A 25,586-nucleotide genomic window follows, 5' to 3' on the forward strand; every position below is an offset into this window, starting at 1 on the left:
CAGTTAGCCGACGGTGCGGTCGGGAGGTGGTCGTTGGTCGATCCTGCGTCAGTCGGCGGTACAGGAGGCTTCCGACTCCTCGGTGAACTCCTGGGCGGGCTCGGTGAGCCGATAGAGATTCTGTCGCGCGTCGGCGAAGTAGACGTCCTCGTCGACGACGTCGATCCCTTCCAACCGCTCGAGCGCATATCGGACGGTCCGGGCGGACAGCATCGACTCCTGTACGATCCCCTTCTGGGTCAGCGGCCCGTTGTACTCGAGCACCTTGAAGACGAGTTTGGCGCTCGGTGGGAGGTCGTCAAGACTCTCCTTTTGTGTTCCAGCCATCGGTACGGATCGAAACCACACACAGTCATAAATGTTGATGGACCATGGGTGGTTTCGCCGAATCTACCGGAAGTATTATCCGGTATACCCGGAGAAAACAGGATAATATCTCCGGGAAGCGACGCCCAAACTGACCAGTCAGTCAGCGTCGTGGCTCGCGCGCAGGATGGTCGACCAACGCGGTCGGCACTCCCGGAACGCTTGCCACTGGATCGGTCTCGACGGAACGAACACCTTTTCACGGGCGATCGCCGAGACGTACGTATGAGCGACGAGTCGCCGCGGATCACGGGCCATACTCGGAGCGTGGTCGTCACCACGATCTGCTGTCTGGCGGGGATCGCCGCCGGCGTCGTGTCGGCCGTCTACGTTGGGACCGCCCCCGCGGACGCCACCGAGACGATGGCGGTACTGGTGATGGGGGTGTTCGTGCTCGCCCAGTACCCGGTGTACAAACTCATCGGTGTGGGAGAGTTCGGCGTAAAGGACAACCTCTACGTGGCGTTTATGACGTTCACGCTGTGGTTTATCAGCTACACGATCCTTCTCACCTCGGCGGTGACGCTGTAGATGGCCGACGACAGTATCGCCGTCGTGGATCTGGACCGCTGTCAGCCCGACCGCTGCAGCTACGAGTGTGCGAACTACTGCCCGCCGAACCGAACGGGCAAGGAGTGTATCACCGAGCGCGGCGAGGACACGGTCGAAGGCGACCCCGACCAGATCCGGATCTCCGAGGAGATCTGTCTCGGCGAGACCTGCGGGATCTGCGTCGAGAAATGCCCGTTCGACGCGATCGAGATCATCAACCTCCCGTCCGAGCTGGAGGAGGACCCCGTCCACCGGTACGGCGAGAACGCGTTCGCGCTGTACGGGCTCCCCACCCCGGAGCCCGGCAACGTCACCGGGATCCTCGGCCCCAACGGGATCGGGAAATCGACCGCGGTCCACGCGCTCGCCGGCGAGATGATCCCGAACCTCGGCGAGCACGAGGCCGACGATCCCGACTGGGAGCCGGTGCTCGACCGCTTCCGCGGCACCGGACTGCAGAACTACCTCGAGGCGCTGGAGGCCGCCGACGTGACGGTCGCCCGCAAACCGCAGTACGTCGACCAGATCCCCAAGCAGTTCGACGGGAACACCCGCGACCTGCTCGAACGAACGGACGAACGAGGCGCGCTCGACGACCTCATCGACCGTCTGAACATCCGCCCGGTGATGGACCAGGATATCGACTCGATCTCCGGCGGCGAACTCCAGCGCGTCGCCATCGCGGCGTGTCTCGCCCGCGACGCCGACTTCTACTTTCTCGACGAGATCACGCCGTACCTCGACATCGGCCAGCGGATGGTCGCTGCCCGTCTGATCCAGGAGCTGGCGAACGACGACGCCGACCGCTCGATGCTCGTCGTCGAACACGACCTGGCCATCCTCGATCTGCTCGCGGACACCCTCCACGTCGCGTACGGTGAGCCGGGTGCGTACGGCGTGATCACCGACCCGAAATCCGTTCGTAACGGGATCAACGAGTACCTCAAAGGCTACCTCGACAATGAGAACATGCGGATCCGTCCGTCGGCGATCACTTTCGAGGAGCACGCACCGCGCGTCTCCTCGAAGGGGACGCCGCTCGTGGAGTATCCGGCGTTCTCGAAGTCGTACGGCGACGGTGAGTTCGAGCTGCACGTCGACGGCGGCGCGATCCACGAGTCGGAGGTGCTCGGCATCGTCGGCCCCAACGGGATCGGCAAATCGACGCTGGCGAAGCTCTTCGCCGGATCCCTCGAGCCGGATACGGGCGAGCTCGACGTCGAGCTCGACATCGCCTACAAGCCGCAGTACATCGAGATCGACCAGCCGATCCGCGTCGACGCGTTCCTCTCGTCGATCACCGACGAGTTCGGCTCCTCGTACTGGAACACGGAGGTCGCCCAACCGCTCCAGCTCGAGCGGATCATGGAGCAGAACCTGACCGATCTGTCGGGCGGGGAGCGCCAGCGCGTCGCCATCGCGGCCACTCTCTCCGAGGACGCCGACCTGTATCTGCTCGACGAGCCGTCCGCGCACCTCGACGTCGAACAGCGCGTTCGGGCGACGACCGCGATCCGCCGGTACGCGGAGAACCACGACGCGACCGTGATGGTTATCGACCACGACATCTACATGATCGACCTTCTCGCCGACCGGCTGATGGTGTTCGACGGTGAACCGGCCGAGCGCGGTCACGCCACCCCGCCACAGGAGATGCGCGAGGGGATGAACGAGTTCCTCGCCGACCTCGACATCACGTTCCGCCGCGACGAGCGGACGGGTCGCCCCCGGATCAACAAACCCGATTCCCAGAAGGATCGCCAGCAGAAACGGGACGGGGAGTACTACTACGCGCCGTAGTCGACCGTCGAGTTCGACTGGTACGTGCTCGATCCGATCGAGATCACCGGGCGACGAAGTGCGGGATCGATGTGAACCGGGACTCTTGCCCAAGTTGGTAAAACAGCTATTGATCCAACGATATGTCACTCCGGTTGGTAGGGATTGATCGCCGTCGTGAGGCGGTAGACGTCCACGGCAGTATCGAAGTCGTCATCGAACGCATAGAGGTATCCGAGCCCCTCCGTTTGCATATATGCGACAATACAGGCGTCGACGAATGAGAATCGTTCGTGTTGCCGAAAGAGTGCCTTCGCCGTGGCGAACGTATCTGCTGTCAGGGAGTCGACGTGGAACCGTGTGTTCTCTTCAACTCGGTCAAGAAAATCCGTCGCCGCGTCGTGACCGGCGTGTGTCGTGAGTCCGTTCAATGTCTCCGCGAGCACGTAATCGAGAATTACGGAGAATCGAGGAGAAAGCCTCGCCGTTCACGGCGTGGATGAATCCGACATGACACACTCACAACCGCTGGACAACGACACTCTGTAATCCCAATCTTTACATCAGCCTGTCACTAATGTATGCGTATGAGCGACCAACCACAGCGGACGAACACACTCGTCGCCGATGCCGCCACCGAGCGGTACCGGCAGTGTCTGTTCGACTGGTTGGCCGCCCATGCTCCTCTCTGGAATCAGATCACCTACCGACGCCGACAGCAGTACTTTGCCGAAGACGGCGACGTGTGGGATGCTGAGTACACCGACTTGTACGACGAGTACGCTCCCGTCCTTGGGAAAGCAACGTGCCAACAGATCGCCCGGAAGAACAGCGAAGCGTGGCGAAGCCACTTCAGACTCCTCGAGAAATACCACGACGACTCCGACCAGACCGTCCAGACCAAGCCCGAGCCACCGGGCTACTGGGGCAATCGTGACGAGGGGTATGAACTGCATGGGCTCGTCCGCAACGACCTGTACACGTTCGACGGGGACGAACACACGAGTACGCTCGAATTTGGCGTCGGTGACGTGCTCGAAGACCGGTACGACTTCGAGCACAACGAACGCATCACACTCGAGGTTTGTGGAAATCCACAGTGGGACGGTGATGACAGTCGATTAGAGCTCATCTACGACGAACACGCAGACCAACTTCGTGTCCAGCATCCTGTTCGCATTCACCCAGACGATCTCCGTCAACAGCGACAGGACGCATTCACTCATACACTCGACTCCGAGAACACGACCCGGTCAGCTGCCATCGACGTCGGCGCAAACAACACGCTGGCTGTTGTCACCGAAACCGGCGAGACAGCCGTGTATCACGCTCGGCCAGAGTTCAAGCAGTTCCAGAGCTACTCCGAGCGGATCGCCACACTCCAATCGGAACTCCCAGAAGATACCTACACGAGTAGTCGGATCAAACGGTTGTACGACGTGCGGTCTCGAACACGCGATCACAGCCGGGATGCGGCCGTGAAACACGCTGCCGACTGGCTACTTTCGCAAAACGCCGACACGGTGTACATCGGCGATCTCACGGACGTGTTGGACACACACTGGAATGCGGATGTCAACGAGAAGACGCACGCATTCTGGTCTCACCGAGAGTTGCTTGAGCGGATCGAGTTGACGTTCGGTGACGTTGGGATCAGCGTTGAGGAAGTCAGTGAGAAGGACTCAAGCAGTGAGTGTCCCGAGTGCGGGAGTAGCGATGTGACGCGTGACGGTGACGCGTTCCGGTGTCATGACTGCGGTCTCGAGGGACACAGCGATGTGATCGGGGCGTGGAATATGTTGCAGTCTGAAGTGGGGCCGATGGCCCGGCCCGCTGCCCTGTCTGTTGAACGCGGCAGGGACGCACCCACGGATGGGGCGTACTGGCAGTGGAACGAACACGACTGGATACCCGCCGATTTTGTGGAACAGTCGCGTTCGCCTGACCAACCCAGCGTCAGCAAACCCGCAAGTTCACAGCCGGGGTAATCGACTGGGTGGATTACCCACGGAGGAATCCTCGCGCTTCAGCGCGGGGAGGAGGTCAAGGACTGTTTCGTGCTCACGTTGGTGGCCTGTTCGCCCGCGGACTCGCGTTTCCGGCCGTCGCCGTGCTCGGCGTCTCGCTCGGAGCGACGACGGTCGGCGTCGGCGGATTCACGCTGCTTTTCCTCCTGATCGGGTTGACGTGGGCCGTCATCGCGGTGAGCGCCGCGACGATCGTGACGGCGCTGACGCCCGACGCGATCCGCGGGGAAGCGCTCGGCATGTACGGCGCGCTCGTCGCGGTCGGCGGCGGCGTCGGCGGGCTGCTCGGCGGCTGGCTCTCGACGTTCGGCTACACGGTCGTCTTCGCCGTCGCGGGCGGCATCGTCGTCGCCGGTGCGGGGATCGTCGCCCTCCTCGCTCGACGGCTGCCCGACGATCCGTCCGCGGAGGAGACGACGTCGACGGCGTTGTGAAATGCTCGACCGATTGGTGTCGTGAGAAGTCCCGCTCGTCACCAGTACTACGCCGACTCGCAGATCGCGACGAAGTTCTCGAACAGCTCCTCGCCGCGCTCGGTGTGGGCCACTTCGGGGTGCCACTGGACGCCGTATAGGTCCTCGTCGACGTTCGACATCGCCTCGATCCCACAGACGTCCGACGTCGCGGTTCGCGTGAACCCGTCGGGAAGCTCCTTCACCTCGTCCGCGTGCGAGGCCCACACGCGGATCTCGGGTGCGAGCGACCCGACCAGCGGGTCCGTCTCCTCGAGGATCTCGACGTCGACGTCGGCGTAGCCGCCGTAGTCGCCGCCGCCGACGCGACCGCCGAGCTCTGCCGCGATCACCTGCATGCCGAGACAGATGCCGAACACCGGCACGTCCAGATCGAGGTAGTCGGGAGCGTTGCCGATGCGGTCGATGTCAGGGCCACCGGAGAGGACGACGCCGTCCGCCTCGACCTCCGTCGCCGGGGTGTTGGCGTCGATGAGCTCCGTGTCGACGCCCATATCGCGGAGTGCGCGACGTTCGAGGTGGGTGAACTGGCCGTGTAGATCGAGCACGACGATGCGGGTCATGGCTCCGATTGGCCGGTGTCACACAAAAACTGCTCGGAAACAACGCAGGAACGTGTCGTATCACTCCGCCTCGACCTTCATTTAACCCACATTCGTGGATCAGCCGCGTTCGGCTGCGCGTCCCGGATCGCTACGGCTCGATTCGGAACTCGAAGCGTGCGCCGCCGGACTCGCCGGTCATCGCACGGACGTCCCAGCCGTGCGCCTCCGCGATGTGTCTCACGATCGCGAGTCCGAGCCCGGTTCCGTTCGGCGCGGTCGTGTAGCCGCTCTCGAACAGGGCATCCAGCGCCTCGTCGTCGAACCCCGTGCCGTCGTCCTCGACGTAGAACCCCCACCCGCCGGCGGACCTGAGATCCATGGCACCGACGCGGATTGTGAGGTTGTCGCCGGACGCAGTCCGGCTGCCAGTGGACCCGTGTTCCACGCTGTCGCCGGACGCAGTCCGGCTGCCAGTGGACCCGTGTTCCACGCTGTCGCCGGACGCAGTCCGGCTGCCAGTGGAACCGTGTTCCACGCTGTTCCGAAACAGATTCTCGAACAGCTCCCGAACGCGGTTCGGGTCGATCTCGCACGTCCGGTCCGACTCAATGACGAGTTCGGCGTCGTCGGTGGTGACGCTCTGCCACGCCTCCCGGGCGGTCGATTCGAGCGACTCCGGACGCGTCTCGCCGACCATCCGTCCCTCGCGAGCAAGCGAAAGCAGGTCGCTCACGAGCTCGTCCATCCGGTCGAGCGCGTCGCCGACGCGCTCGAGATGTGCCGTCTCTCCCGTCTCGCGCGCGAGTTCGAGGTAGCCGTCGGCGATCGACAGCGGGTTCCGCAGGTCGTGTGAGACGATCGCGGAGAACTCGTCGAGCCGCTCGTTCTGTCGGCGGAGCGTCGCCTCCCGCTCGCGTCGCTCCGTGATGTCGGTGTAGACCGCGAACCCGGACGCGTTCTCCGCGTCGAGATGGATCGGGATCACGTGGACGATGAAGTGTCGGTCCCCCCGTGTCGTGCGCCGAGTCACCTCCCGGCGAACGTTCTCGCCCTTCCGGAGCAGCTCGTTGAGCTCCTCGGCCTCCGCGGAGATCTCGTCGTCCGGCGGAACGATGTACTCGTCCACCGACTCGCCGATGATCCTGTCGGCATCGTAGCCGAACGTCTCCTCGAACGCGGAGTTCACTCGTTGGACGTACGGCTCCCCGTCGACGTAGTCGTACTCGACGGCCGCGTCCGGGATGTTCTCGAACAGTGCGAGCATCCGGTCCCGCTCCGACCGGAGCGCTTCGTCGATCCGCAGCCGGTTGATCGTTTCCTCCACGTGGGAGGCGAGGAGCTCGCCCAGCGTCCGATCTATCTCGTCGAACGCAGCCGGCTCCGTCGACACCGCCTGTAGCACGCGCTCCGAGTCGATCGGGACGGTCAGCGCGGAGCCGTACGCGTCGTGATCGAGTCGGGCGTCGATCCGCGACTCGCCGGTCTCGACGACCGTGCCTGCCACGCCCGATCCGCGGCGGACCCGCGTGTACTCGCCCGTCACCGGCGTCGACGACCCCGCGACGGGCTCGACCCACTTGCCGTCGACGACTCCGACGACGCCGTGGTCGACATCGAACACCTCCTCGATGATCCCGACCGTCGCACTGTACACCTCCTCGGTCGACCTGACGCCCGCGAGATGGGTCGTTCCGGCGTGTAGCCGTTCCATCAGCGATGGGCGCTCCGCGACGTCGCGATGGGCTCCCGCCTCGCGACGAGCGAGCAGCCACCGGATCCGGTCGTCGACCCCGTCGAGATCGGATGCCCACGCGTCGACGATGGGATCGACTGCGACCGACGCGGACGGGTGATCCGTCAGCGCGACTATCGGCGTGCTCGGCGTCGCACCCCGTACCCGTTCGAGGCCGTCCGGAGTCGTAATCACGACGGCGTCGGCAGCAATGAGTGTCGTATCCGTGACGTCGTCGGGGCTGTGGATCTCGGTCGACGCGTCCCCTGTGGACCGGCTCTCGGCCGTGTCAGCCGCGGAGCTGTGACGGGGGTGTGGCTCGTGCGCTTGCCCGTCGCCGACGGCGTTCCAGTCGTGAGAGAGCACGACCACGGTTCGATCGTCGGCAGCTACATCGGCCACGAGTTGGTGCGTCAACGGCGAGCATCCAAATAATCCTTCCGACCGAGTCGGGGGATCGTGGCTCCGTGACCGATGAGAGTGTGTGAGTTGGACGGACGGATGCGACGGGATCGAGGTGATCCGATGCCGTGATCGACGTTCGAGCAGGCCCGGAACCGTTCTGATGCTCGTCCGGGATGTAGAACTGTTCGGTGAGCTGTGTCATTCGTCGTCGTGGTCTGGTTCTGTTGTGCGGACGAGTTTGACGTTTGCGCCGATCCAGTCTTTCGGGGCGGTGACGTGTGCGCCGCCACTCCCGAACGGCTTCACTTCGCGTTCAACGATCTCTTCTCCTTCAATTTCGTATCTATCTCCCATACTGCTCTATATGTTATACATATGGTTAACCGTTCCGGTTGGAAAGACAACTGAATACCACCAATTGATACTGAATTTCGTAAAAGTTACGCAACCCTTTTAGACGAACACGGGTCAGAACATGGTAATGAGCGATCTCGAAGCGGAGTACCGCCTCGATTACTTCGAGGAGGAGGGGTTCGATCGCAAGGAGTGCCCCTCCTGTGGGGCGTATTTCTGGACGCGCGACCCCGACCGCGAACTGTGCGGAGAGCCGCCGTGTGAGGATTACAGCTTCATCGACGATCCCGGGTTCCCCGAGTCGTACAGCCTCACCGAGATGCGCGAGGCGTTCCTTTCGTTCTTCGAGGAGCACGACCACGAGCGGATCGAGCCGTATCCGGTCGCGGCGAACCGCTGGCGTGACGACGTGCTGCTCACGCAGGCGTCGATCTACGACTTCCAGCCGCTCGTCACGTCCGGGCAGACGCCACCCCCGGCGAACCCCCTCACCATCTCCCAGCCCTGCATCCGGATGCAGGACATCGATAACGTCGGCAAGACGGGCCGACACACGATGGCGTTCGAGATGATGGCCCATCACGCGTTCAACACGCGCGAGGACGCCGACGAGGAGTACGCCTACGAGGGCGAGGTGTACTGGAAAGACGAGACGGTGGCGTACTGCGACGAGCTGTTCGAGCACCTCGGCGCGGATCTCGAGGAAGTCACCTACATCGAGGACCCGTGGGTCGGCGGCGGCAACGCCGGCCCCGCGATCGAAGTCATTTATAAGGGAGCCGAGCTGGCGACGCTCGTCTTCATGTGTATGGAGCAGGACCCGGACGGCGAGTACGAGATGAAAGACGGGAACACGTACTCGTTCATGGACACGTACATCGTCGACACCGGCTACGGGCTGGAGCGATGGACGTGGATGAGCCAGGGGACTGCGACGGTGTACGAGGCGATCTATCCCGACGCGATCGAGTTCCTGAAGGAGAACGCGGGAATCGACTACACCGACGAGGAAGAGCGGATCGTCCACCGCGCCGCCAGGCTCGCCGGGCGGATGGACATCGACGACGTCGACGACGTCGAGAACGCCCGCGGCGACATCGCGGCGAAACTCGACGTCGACGTCGATCGACTCCGGGAGCTGGTCGCACCGCTCGAGTCGATCTACGCGATCGCCGACCACTCCCGGACGCTGGCGTACATGTTCGGCGACGGCATCGTCCCCTCGAACGTCGGGACGGGGTATCTGGCGCGGATGGTGCTCCGCCGGACGAAGCGGCTCGTCGACGACGTCGGCGTCGACGCCCCGCTCGACGAGCTCGTCGACATGCAGGCCGAGCGGCTCGGCTACGAGAACCGGGACACGATCCGCGAGATCGTCCGCACCGAGGAGCGCAAGTACCGCAAGACGCTGGAGCGCGGCACCCGCAAGGTCGAGCAGCTCGCCGACGAGTACGCGGGCACCGGCGAGCCGATCCCGACCGCAGAGCTGCTGGAGCTGTACGACTCCCACGGGATCCAGCCGGACATGGTCGCGGAGATCGCCGACGAGCGCGGGGCCGACGTCGACGTTCCGGACGACTTCTACGCGCTCGTCGCCGACCGCCACGAGCAGATCGGCGGGGCGGACTCCGAGACCGAGCGCGACGAGCGGCTCGGCGACCTCCCCGACACGGAGAAGCTGTACTACGACGACCAGGGCCGGACGGAGTTCGAGGCGGTCGTTCTCGACGTGTTCGAGCGCGAGGACGGCTACGACGTCGTGTTGGACCAGACGATGTTCTACCCCGAAGGCGGCGGCCAGCCGGCCGACCGGGGGACGCTCTCGGTCGGCGAGACGACCGTCGACGTGGTCGACGTCCAGGAGGTCGACGGGGTCGTGCTCCACGAGACGGACGCGGACCCGGGCAAAGGCGAGTTCGTCCGTGGGCAGGTCGACGGTGAGCGACGCGACCGGCTCCGGCAACACCACACCGCGACGCACCTCATCGGTCACGCCGCCCGCGAGGTGCTCGGCGACCACGTCCGACAGGCCGGCGCACAGAAGGGGCTCGGCTCCTCGCGGCTGGACGTTCGCCACTACGACCGGATCTCCCGGGCGGAGACCAAGGCGATAGAGCGGGTCGCAAACGAGCTCGTTCGCGAGAACCTCCCGGTTCGTCAGGAGTGGCCCAATCGCCACGAGGCGGAGGCGGAACACGGCTTCGACCTGTATCAGGGCGGCGTCCCGCCGGGAACGAACGTCCGCCTGATCCACGTCGGCGAGGAGGACGTGCAGGCGTGCGGCGGCACCCACGTCGCGCGCACCGGCGACATCGGCGCGGTCAAGGTGTTGAAAACCGAGCCGGTTCAGGACGGCGTCGAGCGGATCGTCTTCGCTGCGGGCGAGGCGGCGATCGAGGCGACCCAGCGGACCGAGGACGCGCTCGCCGACGCCGCCGAAGCGCTCGACGTCGACCCGCTGGACGTTCCCGAGACCGCCGAGCGGTTCTTCGAGGAGTGGAAGGCGCGCGGCAAGGAGATCGAGTCGCTGAAAGCCGACCTCGCGGAGGCGCGCGCCTCGGGCGGCGCTGATGCCGAGTCGGTCGACGTCGACGGCGTCACGGCAGTGATCCAGCGGCTCGACGGCGACGCCGACGAGCTCCGCGCGACCGCCAACGCCCACGTCGAGGACGGGAAGGTGGCGGTCGTCGGCAGCGGCGCGGACGGCTCCGCGAGCTTCGTCGTCGGCGTGCCTGACGGCGTCGAGCTCAACGCGGGCCAGGTCGTCTCCGAGCTCGCCTCGCGGGTCGGCGGCGGCGGCGGCGGACCGCCGGATTTCGCGCAGGGTGGCGGGCCGGACGTCGACCGCCTCGACGACGCGCTGGACTCCGCGCCCGACGTACTGAAGAGCCTGCAGGAGGCCTGACGGGGGTCCGTCCGTGCCGTACGCGACCAACGGCGACGTGTCGATCCGATACGAGGTGGACGGCCCCGGGGCGAGCGATGCGAACGACGCCGAGTCCGGCACCGCCAGCGACGTTGACGAGGCGGTCGTGTTCTGTGGCGACGTCGGGCTCGGCGCGTGGCAGTTCGGCTGGCAACACGCCGCGCTGGCGGGCCCGCACACGGTCATCACGCCGGAGACGCGCGGCGTCGGTCGGTCGGACGCGCCGCCCGGCCCGTACACCGTCGAGGCGCTCGCCAGCGACGTCGACGCGGTGTGTGCCGCGGAGGGGATCCGCAACGCGCATCTCGTCGGCTACGGGCTCGGCGGGATGGTAGCGCTCGCATACGGGATGGCGTCGACCCGTCCGGCCAGCCTCGTGCTCGTCGGGACGCCGCCGTCGGGCGACGCGTACAACCCCGCAGGCGTGTGGGCGGACCCCTCGAACCCACAGGCCGTGGAGGGGTCGCTCACCGGACTGCTGTCGGAGGGGTTCCGGCAGCGGCACCCCGACGCGCTCTCGCGGATCACGGAGTGGCGGCTCGTGGAGGACGCCACGCCCGCGGTGTTCGAGGCGCACCGCGCCGCCGTCGAGGCGTTCGACCGGTCGGACCGGCTGTACGAGGCGACGACGCCGGCGCTCGTCGTCCACGGCGGCGAGGACACCGTGTGTCCGATCACGGCCGGCGAGTCGCTCGCGGCGGGACTCCCCCGCGGCGAGTCGGTCGTGATCGGCGATGCGCGCCACTTCGTCGGGATCGAGGCGTCCGCCGCGGTCAACGACGCGATCGTCGGCTGGCTCGCCGAGCACGCGAGCGATCCGGTCGGGTGATGGTCGGCTCCCGTCGCGTCGTTCCGACCACTCCCGATCGTTCGATCCGTTATACTCGTTGAGGCTGGTCGTTCGTTTTCGTTTCGTCGCACGGGATGCCGGTAGCGTTTCGCGGCGGCGCAACCGTTTTGAGGCTCTCTCTCGTTTCCCTCTCCATGACGCGCCTCCGCTTCGCCCTGCTCAACGCGTCCCACGAGGGCGCGAACACTCGTCGGAACTTCCGGCGGGAGCTCGCAGCAGACCTCGTCGAGTTCGACGCGACCGACGGACAGCTCCCCGACCACACCGAGTTCGACGGCATCGTCGTCACCGGCTCGCGGTCGTCGGTGTACTGGGACGAGCCGTGGATCCCCCCGCTCATCGAGTACATCGCGGACGCGGCAGCCGACGGCGTGCCGATCCTCGGCGTCTGTTACGGCCATCAGGCGCTCGCGGAGGCGCTCGGCGGTCGCGTCGCCGGAATGGACGAGTTCGAGATCGGCTACAACACGGTTCGACACCGCGGCGACGAGCTGTTCGCGGACGTGAGCGAGGAGTTCACCGTGTTCACCACGCACGGTGACACGGTCGTCGACCTGCCGCCGGGGGCGACGCTGCTCGCCGAGAACGATTACGGCGTCCACGCGTTCCGAAAGGGACACTGCTGGGGCGTCCAGTTCCATCCGGAGTACGACGTCCGGACCGCCCGCGAGGTGACCGAGGGGAAACGCGACCGGATCGGCGACGCTCGCGTCGATGCGGTGCTTGCGGAGATATCGTCGGAACGGTACGCCGACGCCTGCGAGGCGAAGTCGATCTTCGACAACTTCGCCGCGTACGCCCGCAGGCTGAAAACGGAGCGGTCCGCCGGGACGGCGACTGCGGACTGACAGCCGCCTTTCGTCGCCTTTCGTCGTCGCGTTTCGTCGTCGCCTTTCGTCGTCGCCTTTCGTCGTCGCCTTTCGTCGATCGGCTGGTTGTCGGTATTCGCCTCCATCCCACCGACCGGATCTCTTCTCCAGTGGTCGGATCTGTACATCGATGCACGCTTCCGACAGCTACTAATCGCACGAACCCCGATCGAGTGCCATGACGGACGCATACGAGACCGACCGGGCGGTCGGACGCACCGTCGACAGGCGCTCGTTTCTCCGCACGAGCGGGGCGGCGACGCTGGGGACGACCGCGCTGGCCGGCTGTCTCGGAGACGATGGCGACACGTTCACGATCGGAGCGCTCCAGCCACTTTCCGGCGGGTTCGCCGCGTGGGGACAGGCCCACGAGGCGGGTCTCGAGTTCGCGGTCGACGAGCTGAACGACGACGGGGGCGTCCTCGGGCGCGAGGTCGAGGTGGAGACGACGGATACGGGCAGCGACGCGGGCGAAGCCGACACCGTGTTCCGGCGGTTCGTCGAGAGCGAGGGCGCGCTGGCAATCACCGGGCCGGTGTCCAGCGACGTGGGGCTCGTCACCCGCCAGACCGCCGAGGAGCTACAGGTGCCGCTCGTGTTGCATATGGCGGGTTCACATCGGATCCTCCCGAAGGACACCCGCTACACGTTCCGGATGGGCTCACAGCCCGCCGTCACCGACGTGCGTCCGCAGATCGAGCTGATCGAGGACCGCGGCTACGAGACGGTCGGGGCGATCATCGGTGACTACGAATGGGGGAACACGCTGGCGGAGAGTCTCGAGGCGTTGGTGCCCGACGGCGTCGACCTGACGACCGCGACCGCGCCGGTCGGCGAGGACGATTTCACGCCGTTCCTTCGCGATCTCCCGGACGACCTCGAGCTGCTGGTTGCGACGGGGCATCCGCCGGGGTCGATCGCGATCCACAATCAGGCGATCGAGCTCGGACTGGACCCCGAGTTGACGACCGGTGCCGGTCTCCCGCCCGGCGTGCTCAACAGCGGACTCGGCGAGAACGCGACGGCGGGCTTTTTACACCTGCACGTCAGCGACCCGTACAGTGAGGCGTTCGCGACGGTCGCAGAGCAGTTTGCCGACGAGCGCGGCGAGCGGTTCGACACCCACGAGGCGTACGGCTACGTCACCGGCAAGCTGATCGCCGCGGCCGCGGAGGCGGCCGGCGAGCCGGATCCGGTCGCCATCGCCGACGAGCTCCGCGACATCGAGTTCGACACGGTGTTTGCGAACCCGATCCGGTACACGGAGTGGGGGGAGATCGACGGGCTCAGTCACATGCTCAGCGGGTTCGAGACGGGACCGCCCGACTACTTCCCGGACGGTGACTGGCGGCTCACGGAGACGTTCCGCTCCACGCCGCTCGACGGGTTCGATCCCGACGAGCACGCGTTCATCGAGTAGGTGGCGTCTCGAACCGCCTTGAGGGGTCTCGTCGTGCCGGACAAGGCCGGGAACACGTCGTCTCGTACTACCGCTATCGTGGGTCGCTCCATGCCGATCACGGTAGTCAAGCGCTCGATACCGGGCGTATATTGCGCATAGTAGAATCGGTGCGTTGTTTATAAAGGCGTACTCGGTGCGGGAAAGAGTGGTATATAAGTGAGCGATGGAGGGGAGACCGACTTGGAAGCCCCAGCCGCGACGGCTCGCGCGGCTCGCTGCGGTCCTCAGTCGCTCACTGCGTTCGCTCCTTGCGGTCCTTACGTCGCCGTGCGTCGCCCTCGCGGCTGCCCCTTCCAGTCCCGCCCCGCACCGCAGCCTCGGACCACCCCAGCCTCGACCGGAGGGGCCGCCGGAACCGCTCGGCGGCCCCTCCGGTCTCCCTCGCGCGCTCGCTCACGGCTTCGCCGTTCGCATCCGAGGGCTCCCTCCGGTCGCCCTCGCGACTCGCGGGCCGCTGGCCCGCTCGCGGCGCGCGCCACCGCAACCACACCGCAGAGCATTGTTCGGTTATCAGGTGACGGCGGGCGGTCGGCGCGCGCCTCCGAGCGCTCTGGAAAGAGCGCGAGGAGCGCGTGCGAGGGAGGCGGCGGCGAGCGCGGAACGCGCGAGCCGCCGACGAGGCTGGGGAGGCGCGAGGTGCGGTTGCGGTGCGGTCGGGTGGGGTTGAAAGGGGCAGCCGCGAGGGCGACGCCCGCCGCTGTAAGCACCACAGGGAGCGAGCACCGCGAGCGACCGAGGAGCGCAGCAAGGCGCGCGAGCCGTCGCGGCTGGGGCTTTCAGATCGTTCGTCGCGGAGCTATCGCTCCCGCGACTCACTTATAAATCACCTCCAGATCCATCACGCAATCACGTATAAACCCCTCATCCCCCCTCGTGAGCGACGTACGCCCGATATCAAGTACGTCGGCGTGACGCGAACGCCTTCAACCGAGATACGCCGAGCGAACGCGGTCGCTCTCGAGCAGCTCATCGCCGGTTCCCGAAACCGCGATCCGGCCGTTCTCGAGGACGTAGCCGCGGTCGGCGAGCGCGAGCGCCTCGTCGACGTGTTGTTCGACGAGCAGGACGGTCAGCTCCTCGCTCAGCTCCTCGACCGTCTCGAACGTCCGTCTCGCGAGCTGCGGGGCGAGTCCGACCGACAGCTCGTCGAGCGCCAACACCTCCGGCTCGGCCATCAGCGCGCGACCGATCGCGAGCATCTGCTGTTCGCCGCCCGATAGCGTTCCCGCTTCCTGGTCGACGCGCTCGGCAAGCACCGGAAAGAGGTCGTACACCTCCTCCAGCCGTTCCTGAGAGCTCCGATCGCGGGTGTACGCGCCCATCCGAAGGTTCTCGCCGACCGTCATCCCGTCGAACAGGTGCCGCTCCTCCGGCACCTGCACGAACCCTCGTCGGACGATCTCGTCGGGACTGAGGCCGGCGACCTCCTCGCCGAACAGCTCGATGCGTCCGTCGGCGACGGGGACCAATCCGGAGATCGCCCGCAGGAGCGTCGACTTCCCGGCCCCGTTCGGGCCGACGAGAGCGACGACGCCGTCCGACCCGCGAACCGAGAGCGAGACGTCCCACAACACCTGAAGGTCGCCGTAGGCGACGTCGACGTTCTCGACCCGTATCACCGTGTGGCCTCGTCGTCGGGGCGCGGCGGGCTCGCGTCTCCCCTCGTCGCGTGCTCGTCGGCGGTCGTCGGATCGCCACCGTCCGTCGCCGCAGCCGTGACGGCCGGGTCTGCAGCCGCGGCCGAGTCGGTCGTCGCTGGCTCCGCCGAGGTGGCCGGCGCGTCCGGAGTGGCCGGCGCGTCCAGGGTGGGGTCGGCCGCGGGGTCGTCGTCGCCTCCGCCGAGGTACGCCTCGGCGACGCGGTCGTTCGCGCGGATCTCGGCCGGCGTGCCCTCGGCGATGAGCGAGCCGTTCTCCAACACGAGCACGCGGTCGGCGCCGCGGAACAGCGCGTCGGTGACGTGTTCGATCCAGACGACGGCGACGCCGCGCTCGTCGCGGATCCGACGGATCGTGTCGGTGAGGTCGTCGATCTCGACCGGCGTGAGGCCGCTGCCGATCTCGTCGAGCAGCAGCACGTCGGGGTCGGTCGCGAGCGCCCGAGCGAGCTCGACCCGCTTGCGGGCCGCTATCGGGAGGTCGCTCGTGTGGCGGTCGGCGTCCGTGGCGAGTCCGACCAGCTCGAGCGCCTTCTCTGTCGCGCGCGCCGCCGCGTCGCGGTCGCGCCGTTGGCCACCGAACAGCGCGCCCGCAAGCACGTTCTCGCGAACCGTCGACTCGTCGAACGTCCGGACGGACTGGAAGGTCCGAGCGACGCCGGCCCGACACGCCGCGTTCGGTCGCGCGTCGGTGAGATCCTCACCACGGAGGCTGACGCGCCCGGCGTCCGGAGCGTCGACGCCGGTGATCGCGTTGAAAAGCGTCGTCTTCCCCGCTCCGTTCGGACCGATGACGCCGACGATCTCCCCGGCGTCGACGGTGAATCCGACGTCGTCGACGGCGGTCAAGCCGCCGTACGTCCGCGTGATCCCGTCGACTTCGAGCATACAGCCACTCGCGGCTCCGATGACTAATTCCTTTCGCTGCTGTACACGTTCGTACACCGGTGTCGTCGTTCGGTGCTCAGTGGTCGCGTATCGAAGGAGAATTAACGCTCCGGATGCACCCTCGATCGAGAACGGATGGTCGTCACAGTCGGGGTCGAGCTCGCGATCGACGGCGTGGCCCGCGGTCTCTCCTTTGCCCTGCTCGGAGCCGCGATCACGCTCGTGTTCGGGCTCGGAAACGTGTTGAACCTCGCGCTCGGCAGCTTCGCCGTGATCGCGGCGATAGTCGCGACGACGGTCGCGAGCGCGGTCGGCTCCGTCGCCGTCGGCGCCGTCGCGGCGGTCGGCACGGTCGCCGTCCTCGGGCTCGCCGTCGACCGAACCCTCCTCTCGAGCGTGTACCGGTCGACCGGCGAGGAGCGGATCGTGCTCGGCATCTTCGTCACGCTCGGCCTCGCGATCGCGATCGACGGCGTCCTGTACGTGTACTTCCCGCTCACCTACTCGCTGGCACACGGCGTGCCCGGCGTCGAGCTGGCTGGGGTGGGGGTGCGCGGATCGACGCTGCTCACCGTCGCCGTCGCCGCGCCGCTGCTCGCGGGGCTGTTCGGCTTTCTCGACCGGACGCGGCTGGGGACGGCGACGCGAACGGTCGTCCACGACGAGACGGGCGCGCTGCTTTGCGGGGTGAACCCGCGGCGGATCCGCACGCTGGTGTTCGTGCTCAGTGTGGCGCTGGCGGGCGTCGCCGGACTGCTCCGTGCTGCCAGCTCCGATATCACCGTCGCGGCCGGCTTCGAGCTCACCGTCTTCGCCATCATCGTTGCCATCGTCGGCGGCGTGCGCGACCTTCGCGGTACCGTCGCCGCCGGGGTCGGCCTCGGCGTTGTGATCACGTTCGCGAACTTCCTCGTGGGCGCGTACCTCGCGAACGTGCTGCTGTTCGCCGTCGCCGTCGCGGTGCTTGTCGCGCGCCCGGAGGAGATATCGTGATCCCCGCCGCCGACGCGAAACGGATCGCCGTCGTCGCCGCGCTGATCGCGCCGCTGCCCCTGCTTGCGGCCGCGGGCGGGGCGACCTACCAGCTCCGGATTCTGGCGACGTTTCTCGTGTTCGCGACGCTTACCGTCGCGCTCAACGTCGCGTTCGCACACACCGACCAGCTGTTCCTCTTCGTGGGCGCGCTGGCCGGGATCGGGGCGTACACGACCGCGCTGCTCGCCGAGGCGGTCGGCGTGACGGCGTGGCTGACCCTCCCGATCGGCGCGCTCGCCGCGGGCGCGCTCGGCGCGACCGTGAGCTACGTCGCCGCCAGACGGGGGATGACGGTGATCGTGTTAGCGATCCTCACGCTGTCGCTGCAGCTCGCGGCCATGGAGGTGTTCGTCGGCGCGCGGTCGGTGACCGGCGGGAGCACCGGGTTCCCGTTCTCGGGGCTGTCGGTCGCGCCGATCGCTGACGCGGTCGGACTCGGCGAGCGGGTCGTCTTCGCGTACGTCCTGCTCGGGACGCTGCTCGCGGCGCTCGTCGGCTACAGCCGGCTGCAGTCCTCGCGGTGGGGGATCGCCTTCGAGACGGTTCGACAGGACCCCGTCGCGGCCGAGGCGGCTGGGGTCGGCGTCGTCCGGACGAAGGTGTTCGCGGGCTTTCTCGCGGCCGGACTGATCGGCGCAGTCGGTCCCATGTACGTCCACGCCGAGGGGTACGTGCTGCCGTCGACGTTCGCGTTTCAGGCGGTCGACGTCCTCGTGTTGGTGATGCTCGTGCTTGGAGGCTCCCGGACGCTGCTCGGTCCCGTCGTCGGCGCGGGGGTGGTGGTGGTCCTCGACGAGCTGCTCGGCGAGATCGGCCAGTGGCGAACCGCGTTCCTCGGCGTCTTACTCGTCGTTCTGTTCCTCTCGTTCCGGCAGGGGATCGTCCCGAAGGCGCGCGAGCTGTACGACGAGCGTCTCGGCGACGGCGGGGACGCGTCCTGACCGTACGAGCGATTCGAGCCGCGGACCTCTGCCGGGTCGTTGGGGCCTCGTCGCGGCCCCTGTTCGACGATCACACCGGATCACCGAACGTGTTCGCCGGCTCGGCGGCGGGCGTCCCGAATCGCTTTTGTTCCGACGAATCCCACGATCAACCATGCTCGACTACGTTGGGCTCGAAGGCGATCTGGACGAGGAGGAACGACTGATCCGCGACACCGCCCGCCGGTTCGTCGACGAGCAGGTCCGTGACGACATCGGCGACCATTTCGAGGCGGGGACGTTTCCGACGGAACTGATCCCCGAGATGGGAGAACTGGGGTTTTACGCCCCCAACCTGGACGGGTACGGCCTTCCGGACGTCTCCGAGACGGCGTACGGTCTGTTGATGCAGGAGCTGGAAGCGTGTGACTCCGGGCTGCGGTCGATGGCGAGCGTCCAGGGCGCGCTCGTGATGTACCCGATCCACGCGTACGGCAGCGACGAACAGAAGGAGCGGTGGCTCCCCGACCTCGGGCGCGGCGAGAAAGTGGGGTGTTTCGGCCTGACGGAGCCGGAACACGGCTCGAACCCTTCGGCGATGGAGACGCGCGCCGAGCAGGATGGCGACGAGTACGTGCTCAACGGCTCGAAAACGTGGATCACGAACTCGCCCATCGCCGACGTCGCGGTCGTGTGGGCGCGAGACGTCTCCGTCGAGGACGACCCGGTTCGCGGGTTCCTCGTGGAGACGGACCGCGACGGGGTGACGACGAACGAGATCAAAGAGAAGCTCTCGTTGCGGGCGTCGATCACCGGCGAGATCAGTTTACAGGACGTCCGCGTCCCCGCGGAGAACGTGTTGCCCGGCGTCGAAGGCATGAAGGGCCCGCTGTCGTGTCTCACGCAGGCGCGGTACGGGATCGCGTGGGGAGCGATCGGGGCGGCGCGAGACTGCTTCGAGACGGCGCGGGAGTACACGACCGACCGCGACCAGTTCGGTGGGCCGATCGCGCGGTTCCAGCTCCAACAAGAGAAGCTCGCGGAGATGGCGACGCAGATCACGACGAGCCAGCTGCTGGCCTACCGGCTCGCGGAGCTGAAAGAGCGCGGCGACCTCCGCCCGCAGCACGTGTCGATGGCGAAGCGGAACAACGTCCGGATGGCGCGTGACCAGTCGCGGATCGCCCGCGAGATGCTCGGCGGCAACGGGATCACGACCGACTACTCGCCGATGCGGCACATGGCGAACCTCGAAACCGTCTACACGTACGAGGGAACCCACGACATCCACACGCTGATCCTCGGCGAGGATCTGACCGGGATCGCCGCGTATCAGTGAGTGCCGCCGCGTATCGGTGCGTCCCGCCGCGTATCGGTGCGTCCCGCCGCGTATCGGTGCGTCCCGACGCGTATCGGTGCGTCCCGCCGCGTATCGGTGCGTACTGCCGCGTATCGGTGCGTCCCGCCGCGGGGTAAACCGGCTCGGGACCGGCATGCGGGCGTCTCGTGCCTTTTAACAGGTGGTATTCCTGATAAACATCACAGATCGATTCACAGAACTGCAAGGAGGAAGCCCTCGACTTCAGTCGTACTGAGAATCCGACATACCTGGTCGGTCGCTCCTGTCGATCGCTCAGTACAGCCATCGCGGCGATCGATGTCGGGCGTATATTGTGCATACGAGAATCGATGAGTGGTTTATAAAGGTGTATTCAGCGCGGTGAGGAGTGGTATATAAGTGAGCGGTGGAGCAGAGACCGACTTGGAAGCCCCAGCCGCGACGGCTCGCGCGCACCGGAAGACGGTCATCTCGCTGCGCTCGATGCTGCGTCTTCCGAGCTCCCGCTCGCTCCGCTCGCGGGACTCTCGCTGCGGTCCTCAGTCGCTCACTGCGTTCGCTCCTTGCGGTCCTTACGTCGCCGTGCTTCGCCCTCGCGGCTGCCCCTTCCAGTCCCACCCCGCACCGCACCGCAGCCTCGGACCGCCCCAGCCTCGACCGGAGGAGGCCGCCGGGACCGCTCGGCGGCCTCCTCCGGTCTCCCTCGCGCGCTCGCTCACGGGCCGAAGGCCCGCTCGCGGCGCGCGCCACCGCAACCACAAGCAGAGCATTGTTCGGTTATCAGGTGACTGCGGGCGGTCGGCGCGTGCCTCCGAGCGCTCTGAAAAGAGCGCGAGGCGCGAGGGCGACCAACGGAAGCCCTCGAACGCGAGCGGCGAAGCCGCGAGCAAGCGCGCGCGAGGGACGCGGTGAGCGCTCGGAGAGCGCGAACCGCGAGGCTGGGGAGGCGTGAGGTGCGGTTGCGGTGCGGTCGGGTGGGGTTGAAAGGGGCAGTCGCGAGGGCGACGCCCGCCGCAGTAAGCACCACAGGGAGCGAGCACCGCGAGCGACCGAGGAGCGCAGCAAGGCGCGCGAGCCGTCGCGGCTGGGGCTTTCAGATCGTTCGTCGCGGAGCTATCGCTCCCGCGACTCACTTATAAACAACCGACAATCCTACCACACACTCACTTATAAACCAACCATCCACCCTCGTGAGCGACGTACGCCCGGTATCGATCACGATCCACGCAGCGTCGCACGTTCGAGTCGGGGAGACGAGCATGGGACACACACCATGACAAAGCTATATGGCCCTTGCCCGCCTGCGAATCGGACTACTGAGACTCGCTCGACCCGAGTTCGATCGCCGTTAGCGCGGCGAGCACGGCGAGCAGTGCGGCCTCGGTGAGTTTCGACGCCAGTTCGAGGCGGTCCGCGCGGAGATGATCGACGACGACCGCGACCGCGGAAGCGTCGCCGTGGCCGTGGGCGTGTCGGCCGGGCCAGAACGCGCCGTGTTCCAGCACCGTGTGCCACGCGACGTAGCCGCCGAGAAAGACGAGCAGCAGCGCGATCCCGCCGACGTACACCGGAAGCGGGTCGAACCCCTGCACCACGAGCAGGATCCCCATCAGGATCGCGGCGGTGGCGAGAAGGAAGGCGACCGGCCGCGGATCCGGAAACTGCCACACGGACAGCTGCGCCGTCAGACGCGGCAGCGCCCAGTAGGCGTGGAGCCCGGCGACGGCGACCGCAAGCATCCCCGCAGCGATCCGGAGTCCACGAGGGGCGTCGGTCATCGACCGAACGGAAACGGCGGAGCCGTATTTTGGTTGCGGTCACGGATTGTGTCGCGTGATCGTCAGGATACGTGCTATGGCACTCGAACGTCGTGTTCGAGCGTCCCGACGCCCTCGACCTCGATTTCGACCGTATCGCCGTCCGAGAGTGCGCCGACGCCGTCCGGAGTGCCGGTCGCGATCACGTCTCCCGCCTCCAGCGTGAGATACGTCGTGATCTCTTCGATCAGCGTCGGAACGTCGAAGATGAACTGGTCGCGGCTACCGGACTGTTTCGTCTCGCCGTTCACGCGGAGCTCCACGTTCGCGTCCGCGGGCACCTCGTCGGGCGTCGCGAGGACGGGTCCGAGCGGCGCGGCGTTGTCGAACGCCTTGCCGCGCACCCAGTTCTGTTCCTCGTTCTGGTCGTCGCGGTTCGAGACGTCGTCCATGCAGGTGAAGCCGGCGACGACGTCCATCGCGTCGGCCGCGTCGACGTCTTTACACTGTTCGCCGATGACGACCGCGATCTCCGCCTCCCAGTCGATCCGATCTTTCCCGGCCGGCACCGTCACCGTGTCGCCGTGACTCGACAGCGCGTTCGGGGGCTTTAAAAACAGCAGCGGTCGGTCGGGGACCTCGTTACCCATCTCGGCGGCGTGGTCCGCGTAGTTGCGTCCGACACAGACGATCTTCGTCGGCTCCGCCGGTGGCAACACGTCGATCGCGTCGTCATCGAGCGCGTACTCGTCGTCGCCGAACGCGACGGTGCCGCTGTCGGGATCGTAACTACCCTCGCGAACGGAGCCTGCCGGGTCGCGGAAGCGTACGTGATGCATGCCCGACCGATCGGGCGGCTCCGTACAAAGAGGTGCCGAACCGTCGACGCCGGTCGAAAAGCGCGGTTGGGCTCGACGAAAAGCGGGGAAAGCGGGGAGAGCAGGGAAATCGAAGGAAAAACGCACCGTGGCAGCTATACCAACGGACGTGACGTAGCGATGTCGTTCAGCATCTTTCGAGGTGGAGCCCCCGGCCTCAAGTCGTGCGGGACCGTCGGTCCCGCTGACCATCCGAACGGGCCTGCGGCCCGTGAGCAGAAGCCGACATGCTGGGAAACAGCCACTGTGGCTTCTGCCATCTGACTCGCTATCCAATACACTTTTTCGGGGGGCCGCCGTACCAATATCCAGTGATACCGTCGCACAAGTCGCCGGTATCACGGGCCGCAGTAGCCCGGCCCCCGAATGGTGGGGATGCCGACCCCGAAGGTCGTTCGGTACGGGCGAGGAACGACCTTCCTCCCCGACGACAACAGAAGGCGAGTCCCACATCAAGGCCCCAGTGCAGGCGCAAGCCTGCACGTCGTCAGACCTCGTCTGACGGAACCCTCAACGAGCGAGGTCGTCAGACCGAGCGAAGTAGGGAGGGGTCGGTTACTCGCGTCGTCCGTCGTGTCGTCGCAGCCGGATGGAAACGTCGTTTCCGCCGAGTTCGCTCGTGTCGAACTGAAGCTCGCCGCCGAACGTCTCGACGGTCAGTTCCGTCAGCCACAGCCCCAGCCCGCTCCCGTGATGGGTCGGGGTGATTGCCGATCCGTCGCGGATCACGTCGCGTTCGTTGAGAGGTATCATGGGCCCATCGTCCTCAACATGGATCACCACCCAGTCGGCGGATTCGTGATGTCGACGATCCTCGACCGCGGCGTCGGCGTCCGGGTCGGACGCGCCGCCGAGCCGATCGATGCGGACGCGAACCCGGGGTGAGGGGTTTGGATTGTGCTCGATCGCGTTGTCGACCAGGCTGTCGAGCGCGTATCGGAGATGGCTATCGGCAAACACCCGCTCGGAGCGGGCGAGGTCGACGTCGATCGTGGCCCTCGGCGAGTCCTGCCGATGTTCGTCGACCACCGACCGAACCAGCGGCGCTGGATCGATCGACGTGGTCTCGTCCGCCGACTGCTGAAGCACGTGGTGGATGTGTCCCGCCTCCTCGGCGAGGCGTTCGAGCTCGTGTGCGGCGCGCTCGATCGTCGCCGCCGTGTCGATCGCCGTCGGATCCGGCTCGGAGAGCTCGGCGAGCAATCGCGTCACGTTCCCAGCGACGACGTTCGCGTTGTTTCGGAGGTTGTGTCGCAAAATCCGGTTGAGAACCGTCAGTTGCCGTTCGTTCTGTGATATCTCCGTGAGATCCGTATACACCGCAAATCCACCGGCGTTCGTTTCGGACTGTTCGTACGGGATGCCTCGGTAGAGGAACTCTCGGAGCCCGGTCGCCGTTTTTCGCGTGACCTGCCGATAGTTGATCTCGCCGATCACCGTGTTCGTGTCGAGGTCCGCCGCCTCCCCACGTTTCCACTCGGGAACGATCCACTCGTTGAGCGGTTCACCACGGATCACGTCGAGTTCGTAGCCGAAGATGTCGGTGAACGCCTCGTTGATCTCCCTGACAATCGGCGTGTCGTCGACGAATTCGAACTCGACGACGGCGTCTTGCACGTGTTCGATGAGGTGGCGATAGCGGTTTTCCGGCCGGTCGACGATCGACGCCGTCTCCGCAGACTTGCCAGTCGATCGCTCCTTCGTGGACTGGCCACTGGGTGATTGATCCTCCATGAGCCGCTCGTCGGCTAGCGGATCTCCGCTCCCGTCACGAATCATCGGATGTCCCCCACCGTCACGACAGTACGAACGGCCCATCGTATTGTAAGCGTGTAGGTCGTGGGAAGGTTTTGCGCCGGACCGGCCGCTACCCGAATGGTTTGTGTCGACTTTTAATATCGTGGGTCGAGATGGGCCGATCGAACCATGGAGCTCACTTGGCACGGCCACTCCACGTGGCACGTCGTCGTCGAAGACACCGAGCTGCTGATCGACCCGTTCTTCGACAACCCGAAGACCGACGTCGATCCGGATGCGCTGGAGCCGGACTATCTGCTGTTGACACACGGCCACGCGGACCACATCGCTGATGCCGACCGCTACGAGGACGCGACGCTCGTGGCGACCCCCGAACTGACGAGCTACGTCCAGGAGAACTTCGGTCACGAGGACGCCGTCGGCGGCATGGGGATGAACATCGGCGGCACCGTCGAGTGTGGCGACGCGTGGGTGACCATGGTCCGTGCGGACCACTCGAACGGGATCGAGACCGGGTACGGCACCTCGGCCGGGATGCCGGCCGGCTTCGTGATCGGTGATAAAAAACCAACCCAGGAGCTCGACGCCGACTGCACGGCGTTCTACCACGCCGGCGACACCGGGCTCATGTCCGAGATGGTCGACGTGATCGCGCCGTACCTCGAGCCCGACGCGGCCGCGCTCCCGGCGGGCGACCACTTCACCATGGGTCCCGCGGGGGCCGGCATCGCCGCCGACTGGGTGGGCGCAGACGTCGTGTTCCCGATGCATTACGACACGTTCCCGCCGATCGAGATCGACACCGACGAGTTCGTCTCCGAGGTGAAAGCGGCCGGTGCCGCCGCCGAACCCGTCGTCCTCGAGGGCGACGAGACGTACACGCTCGATCCGTGAACGGCATCGATACCTGAACAGCACCGATATCGATCCCGCATTTTTACGGAGAACCGCGGTCCAGCACGGTGTGTAACCGTTTTACGTTACGGCCACCGAACTCGATAACAAGGTTTAGCA

General features: G+C 66.3%; 21 protein-coding genes and 1 pseudogene. 12 read left to right on the forward strand and 10 right to left on the reverse strand.

The window, feature by feature from the left end:
- Positions 1-48: 48 nt before the first annotated feature.
- Positions 49-327, reverse strand: a complete 279-nt coding sequence (locus tag ACYQ0R_RS00900; protein WP_459820448.1) for an ArsR family transcriptional regulator — start codon at positions 325-327, stop codon at positions 49-51.
- 264 nt (positions 328-591) lie between these two features.
- Here ACYQ0R_RS00900 and ACYQ0R_RS00905 point away from each other — a divergent pair, with 264 nt between their 5' ends.
- Together ACYQ0R_RS00905 and ACYQ0R_RS00910 are read left to right on the forward strand one after the other, a co-directional pair.
- Positions 592-897 carry an EMC6-like membrane protein gene (locus ACYQ0R_RS00905; RefSeq protein WP_459820449.1) on the forward strand — a complete coding sequence of 102 codons (306 nt, stop codon included), beginning with the start codon at positions 592-594 and terminating at the stop codon, positions 895-897.
- Positions 898-2,718, forward strand: coding sequence for a ribosome biogenesis/translation initiation ATPase RLI (locus ACYQ0R_RS00910; RefSeq protein WP_459820450.1), 1,821 nt, complete (start codon positions 898-900; stop codon positions 2,716-2,718).
- A 125-nt stretch (positions 2,719-2,843) separates the two neighbouring features.
- Here ACYQ0R_RS00910 and ACYQ0R_RS00915 read toward each other — a convergent pair.
- A pseudogene (locus ACYQ0R_RS00915) lies at positions 2,844-3,161 on the reverse strand (PIN domain-containing protein); the annotation flags it as partial.
- Positions 3,162-3,284: 123 nt separating this feature from the next.
- Between ACYQ0R_RS00915 and ACYQ0R_RS00920 the strand changes: the two are divergent.
- Positions 3,285-4,685, forward strand: a complete 1,401-nt coding sequence (locus ACYQ0R_RS00920; RefSeq protein ID WP_459820451.1) for an RNA-guided endonuclease TnpB family protein — start codon at positions 3,285-3,287, stop codon at positions 4,683-4,685.
- Positions 4,686-4,693: 8 nt separating this feature from the next.
- Positions 4,694-5,158, forward strand: coding sequence for an MFS transporter (locus ACYQ0R_RS00925; RefSeq protein ID WP_459820452.1), 465 nt, complete (start codon positions 4,694-4,696; stop codon positions 5,156-5,158).
- Positions 5,159-5,205: 47 nt separating this feature from the next.
- Here the strand turns inward: ACYQ0R_RS00925 and ACYQ0R_RS00930 are convergent, their stop codons facing one another.
- From ACYQ0R_RS00930 to ACYQ0R_RS00940, 3 genes are all read right to left on the reverse strand, one after another.
- On the reverse strand, positions 5,206-5,760 hold the full coding sequence (locus tag ACYQ0R_RS00930; protein ID WP_459820454.1) for a GMP synthase subunit A: 555 nt from the start codon (positions 5,758-5,760) through the stop codon (positions 5,206-5,208).
- 130 nt (positions 5,761-5,890) lie between these two features.
- Positions 5,891-7,876 carry an ATP-binding protein gene (locus ACYQ0R_RS00935; protein ID WP_459820455.1) on the reverse strand — a complete coding sequence of 662 codons (1,986 nt, stop codon included), beginning with the start codon at positions 7,874-7,876 and terminating at the stop codon, positions 5,891-5,893.
- 201 nt (positions 7,877-8,077) lie between these two features.
- Positions 8,078-8,233, reverse strand: a complete 156-nt coding sequence (locus ACYQ0R_RS00940; RefSeq protein ID WP_459820456.1) for a DUF2080 family transposase-associated protein — start codon at positions 8,231-8,233, stop codon at positions 8,078-8,080.
- A gap of 127 nt (positions 8,234-8,360) precedes the next feature.
- On the opposite strand from ACYQ0R_RS00940, the gene alaS reads away from it, so the two are divergent.
- The 4 genes from alaS (at position 8,361) to ACYQ0R_RS00960 (ending at position 14,298) form a co-directional block, all read left to right on the forward strand.
- Positions 8,361-11,138, forward strand: coding sequence for an alanine--tRNA ligase (gene alaS / locus ACYQ0R_RS00945; RefSeq protein ID WP_459820457.1), 2,778 nt, complete (start codon positions 8,361-8,363; stop codon positions 11,136-11,138).
- Positions 11,139-11,151: 13 nt separating this feature from the next.
- Positions 11,152-11,988, forward strand: coding sequence for an alpha/beta fold hydrolase (locus tag ACYQ0R_RS00950; RefSeq protein ID WP_459820458.1), 837 nt, complete (start codon positions 11,152-11,154; stop codon positions 11,986-11,988).
- A 155-nt stretch (positions 11,989-12,143) separates the two neighbouring features.
- Entirely contained in the window at positions 12,144-12,857 is a 714-nt protein-coding gene (locus ACYQ0R_RS00955) for a type 1 glutamine amidotransferase (protein WP_459820460.1), read from the forward strand.
- Between the two features lie 199 nt (positions 12,858-13,056).
- Complete coding sequence (locus ACYQ0R_RS00960; protein ID WP_459820461.1) at positions 13,057-14,298, forward strand: ABC transporter substrate-binding protein; 1,242 nt, start codon at positions 13,057-13,059, stop codon at positions 14,296-14,298.
- A 965-nt stretch (positions 14,299-15,263) separates the two neighbouring features.
- Here the strand turns inward: ACYQ0R_RS00960 and ACYQ0R_RS00965 are convergent.
- Entirely contained in the window at positions 15,264-15,959 is a 696-nt protein-coding gene (locus tag ACYQ0R_RS00965; protein WP_459820462.1) for an ABC transporter ATP-binding protein, read from the reverse strand.
- The gene (locus ACYQ0R_RS00970) at positions 15,956-16,885 is read right to left on the reverse strand and encodes an ABC transporter ATP-binding protein (protein WP_459820463.1); all 930 of its coding nucleotides are present in this window, start codon (positions 16,883-16,885) and stop codon (positions 15,956-15,958) included. Before ACYQ0R_RS00970 ends, ACYQ0R_RS00965 begins: the two co-directional genes overlap by 4 nt.
- 135 nt (positions 16,886-17,020) lie before the next feature.
- Between ACYQ0R_RS00970 and ACYQ0R_RS00975 the strand changes: the two genes are divergently transcribed.
- The 3 genes from ACYQ0R_RS00975 to ACYQ0R_RS00985 all read left to right on the forward strand — a co-directional run bounded on the left by ACYQ0R_RS00975 (position 17,021) and on the right by ACYQ0R_RS00985 (position 20,179).
- The gene (locus ACYQ0R_RS00975; protein WP_459820464.1) at positions 17,021-17,878 is read left to right on the forward strand and encodes a branched-chain amino acid ABC transporter permease; all 858 of its coding nucleotides are present in this window, start codon (positions 17,021-17,023) and stop codon (positions 17,876-17,878) included.
- Complete coding sequence (locus tag ACYQ0R_RS00980; protein ID WP_459820465.1) at positions 17,875-18,861, forward strand: branched-chain amino acid ABC transporter permease; 987 nt, start codon at positions 17,875-17,877, stop codon at positions 18,859-18,861. The genes ACYQ0R_RS00975 and ACYQ0R_RS00980 overlap by 4 nt, the downstream gene beginning before the upstream one ends.
- Positions 18,862-19,015: 154 nt before the next feature.
- Complete coding sequence (locus tag ACYQ0R_RS00985) at positions 19,016-20,179, forward strand: acyl-CoA dehydrogenase family protein (protein WP_459820466.1); 1,164 nt, start codon at positions 19,016-19,018, stop codon at positions 20,177-20,179.
- Between the two features lie 1,313 nt (positions 20,180-21,492).
- Here ACYQ0R_RS00985 and ACYQ0R_RS00990 read toward each other — a convergent pair.
- The 3 genes from ACYQ0R_RS00990 to ACYQ0R_RS01000 form a co-directional block, all read right to left on the reverse strand.
- Positions 21,493-21,957 carry a hypothetical protein gene (locus tag ACYQ0R_RS00990; protein WP_459820467.1) on the reverse strand — a complete coding sequence of 155 codons (465 nt, stop codon included), beginning with the start codon at positions 21,955-21,957 and terminating at the stop codon, positions 21,493-21,495.
- 74 nt (positions 21,958-22,031) lie between these two features.
- Positions 22,032-22,775: a fumarylacetoacetate hydrolase family protein gene (locus ACYQ0R_RS00995; RefSeq protein WP_459820468.1), complete on the reverse strand. Its 744-nt coding sequence runs from the start codon at positions 22,773-22,775 to the stop codon at positions 22,032-22,034.
- Between the two features lie 594 nt (positions 22,776-23,369).
- A complete protein-coding gene (locus ACYQ0R_RS01000) occupies positions 23,370-24,593 on the reverse strand; it encodes a sensor histidine kinase (RefSeq protein WP_459820469.1) in 1,224 nt (407 codons plus the stop codon).
- Positions 24,594-24,740: 147 nt separating this feature from the next.
- On the opposite strand from ACYQ0R_RS01000, the gene ACYQ0R_RS01005 reads away from it, so the two are divergent.
- Positions 24,741-25,466 carry a metal-dependent hydrolase gene (locus ACYQ0R_RS01005; protein ID WP_459820470.1) on the forward strand — a complete coding sequence of 242 codons (726 nt, stop codon included), beginning with the start codon at positions 24,741-24,743 and terminating at the stop codon, positions 25,464-25,466.
- Positions 25,467-25,586: the final 120 nt, after the last annotated feature.

It is taken from the genome of Halorubrum luteum, from assembly GCF_054652935.1.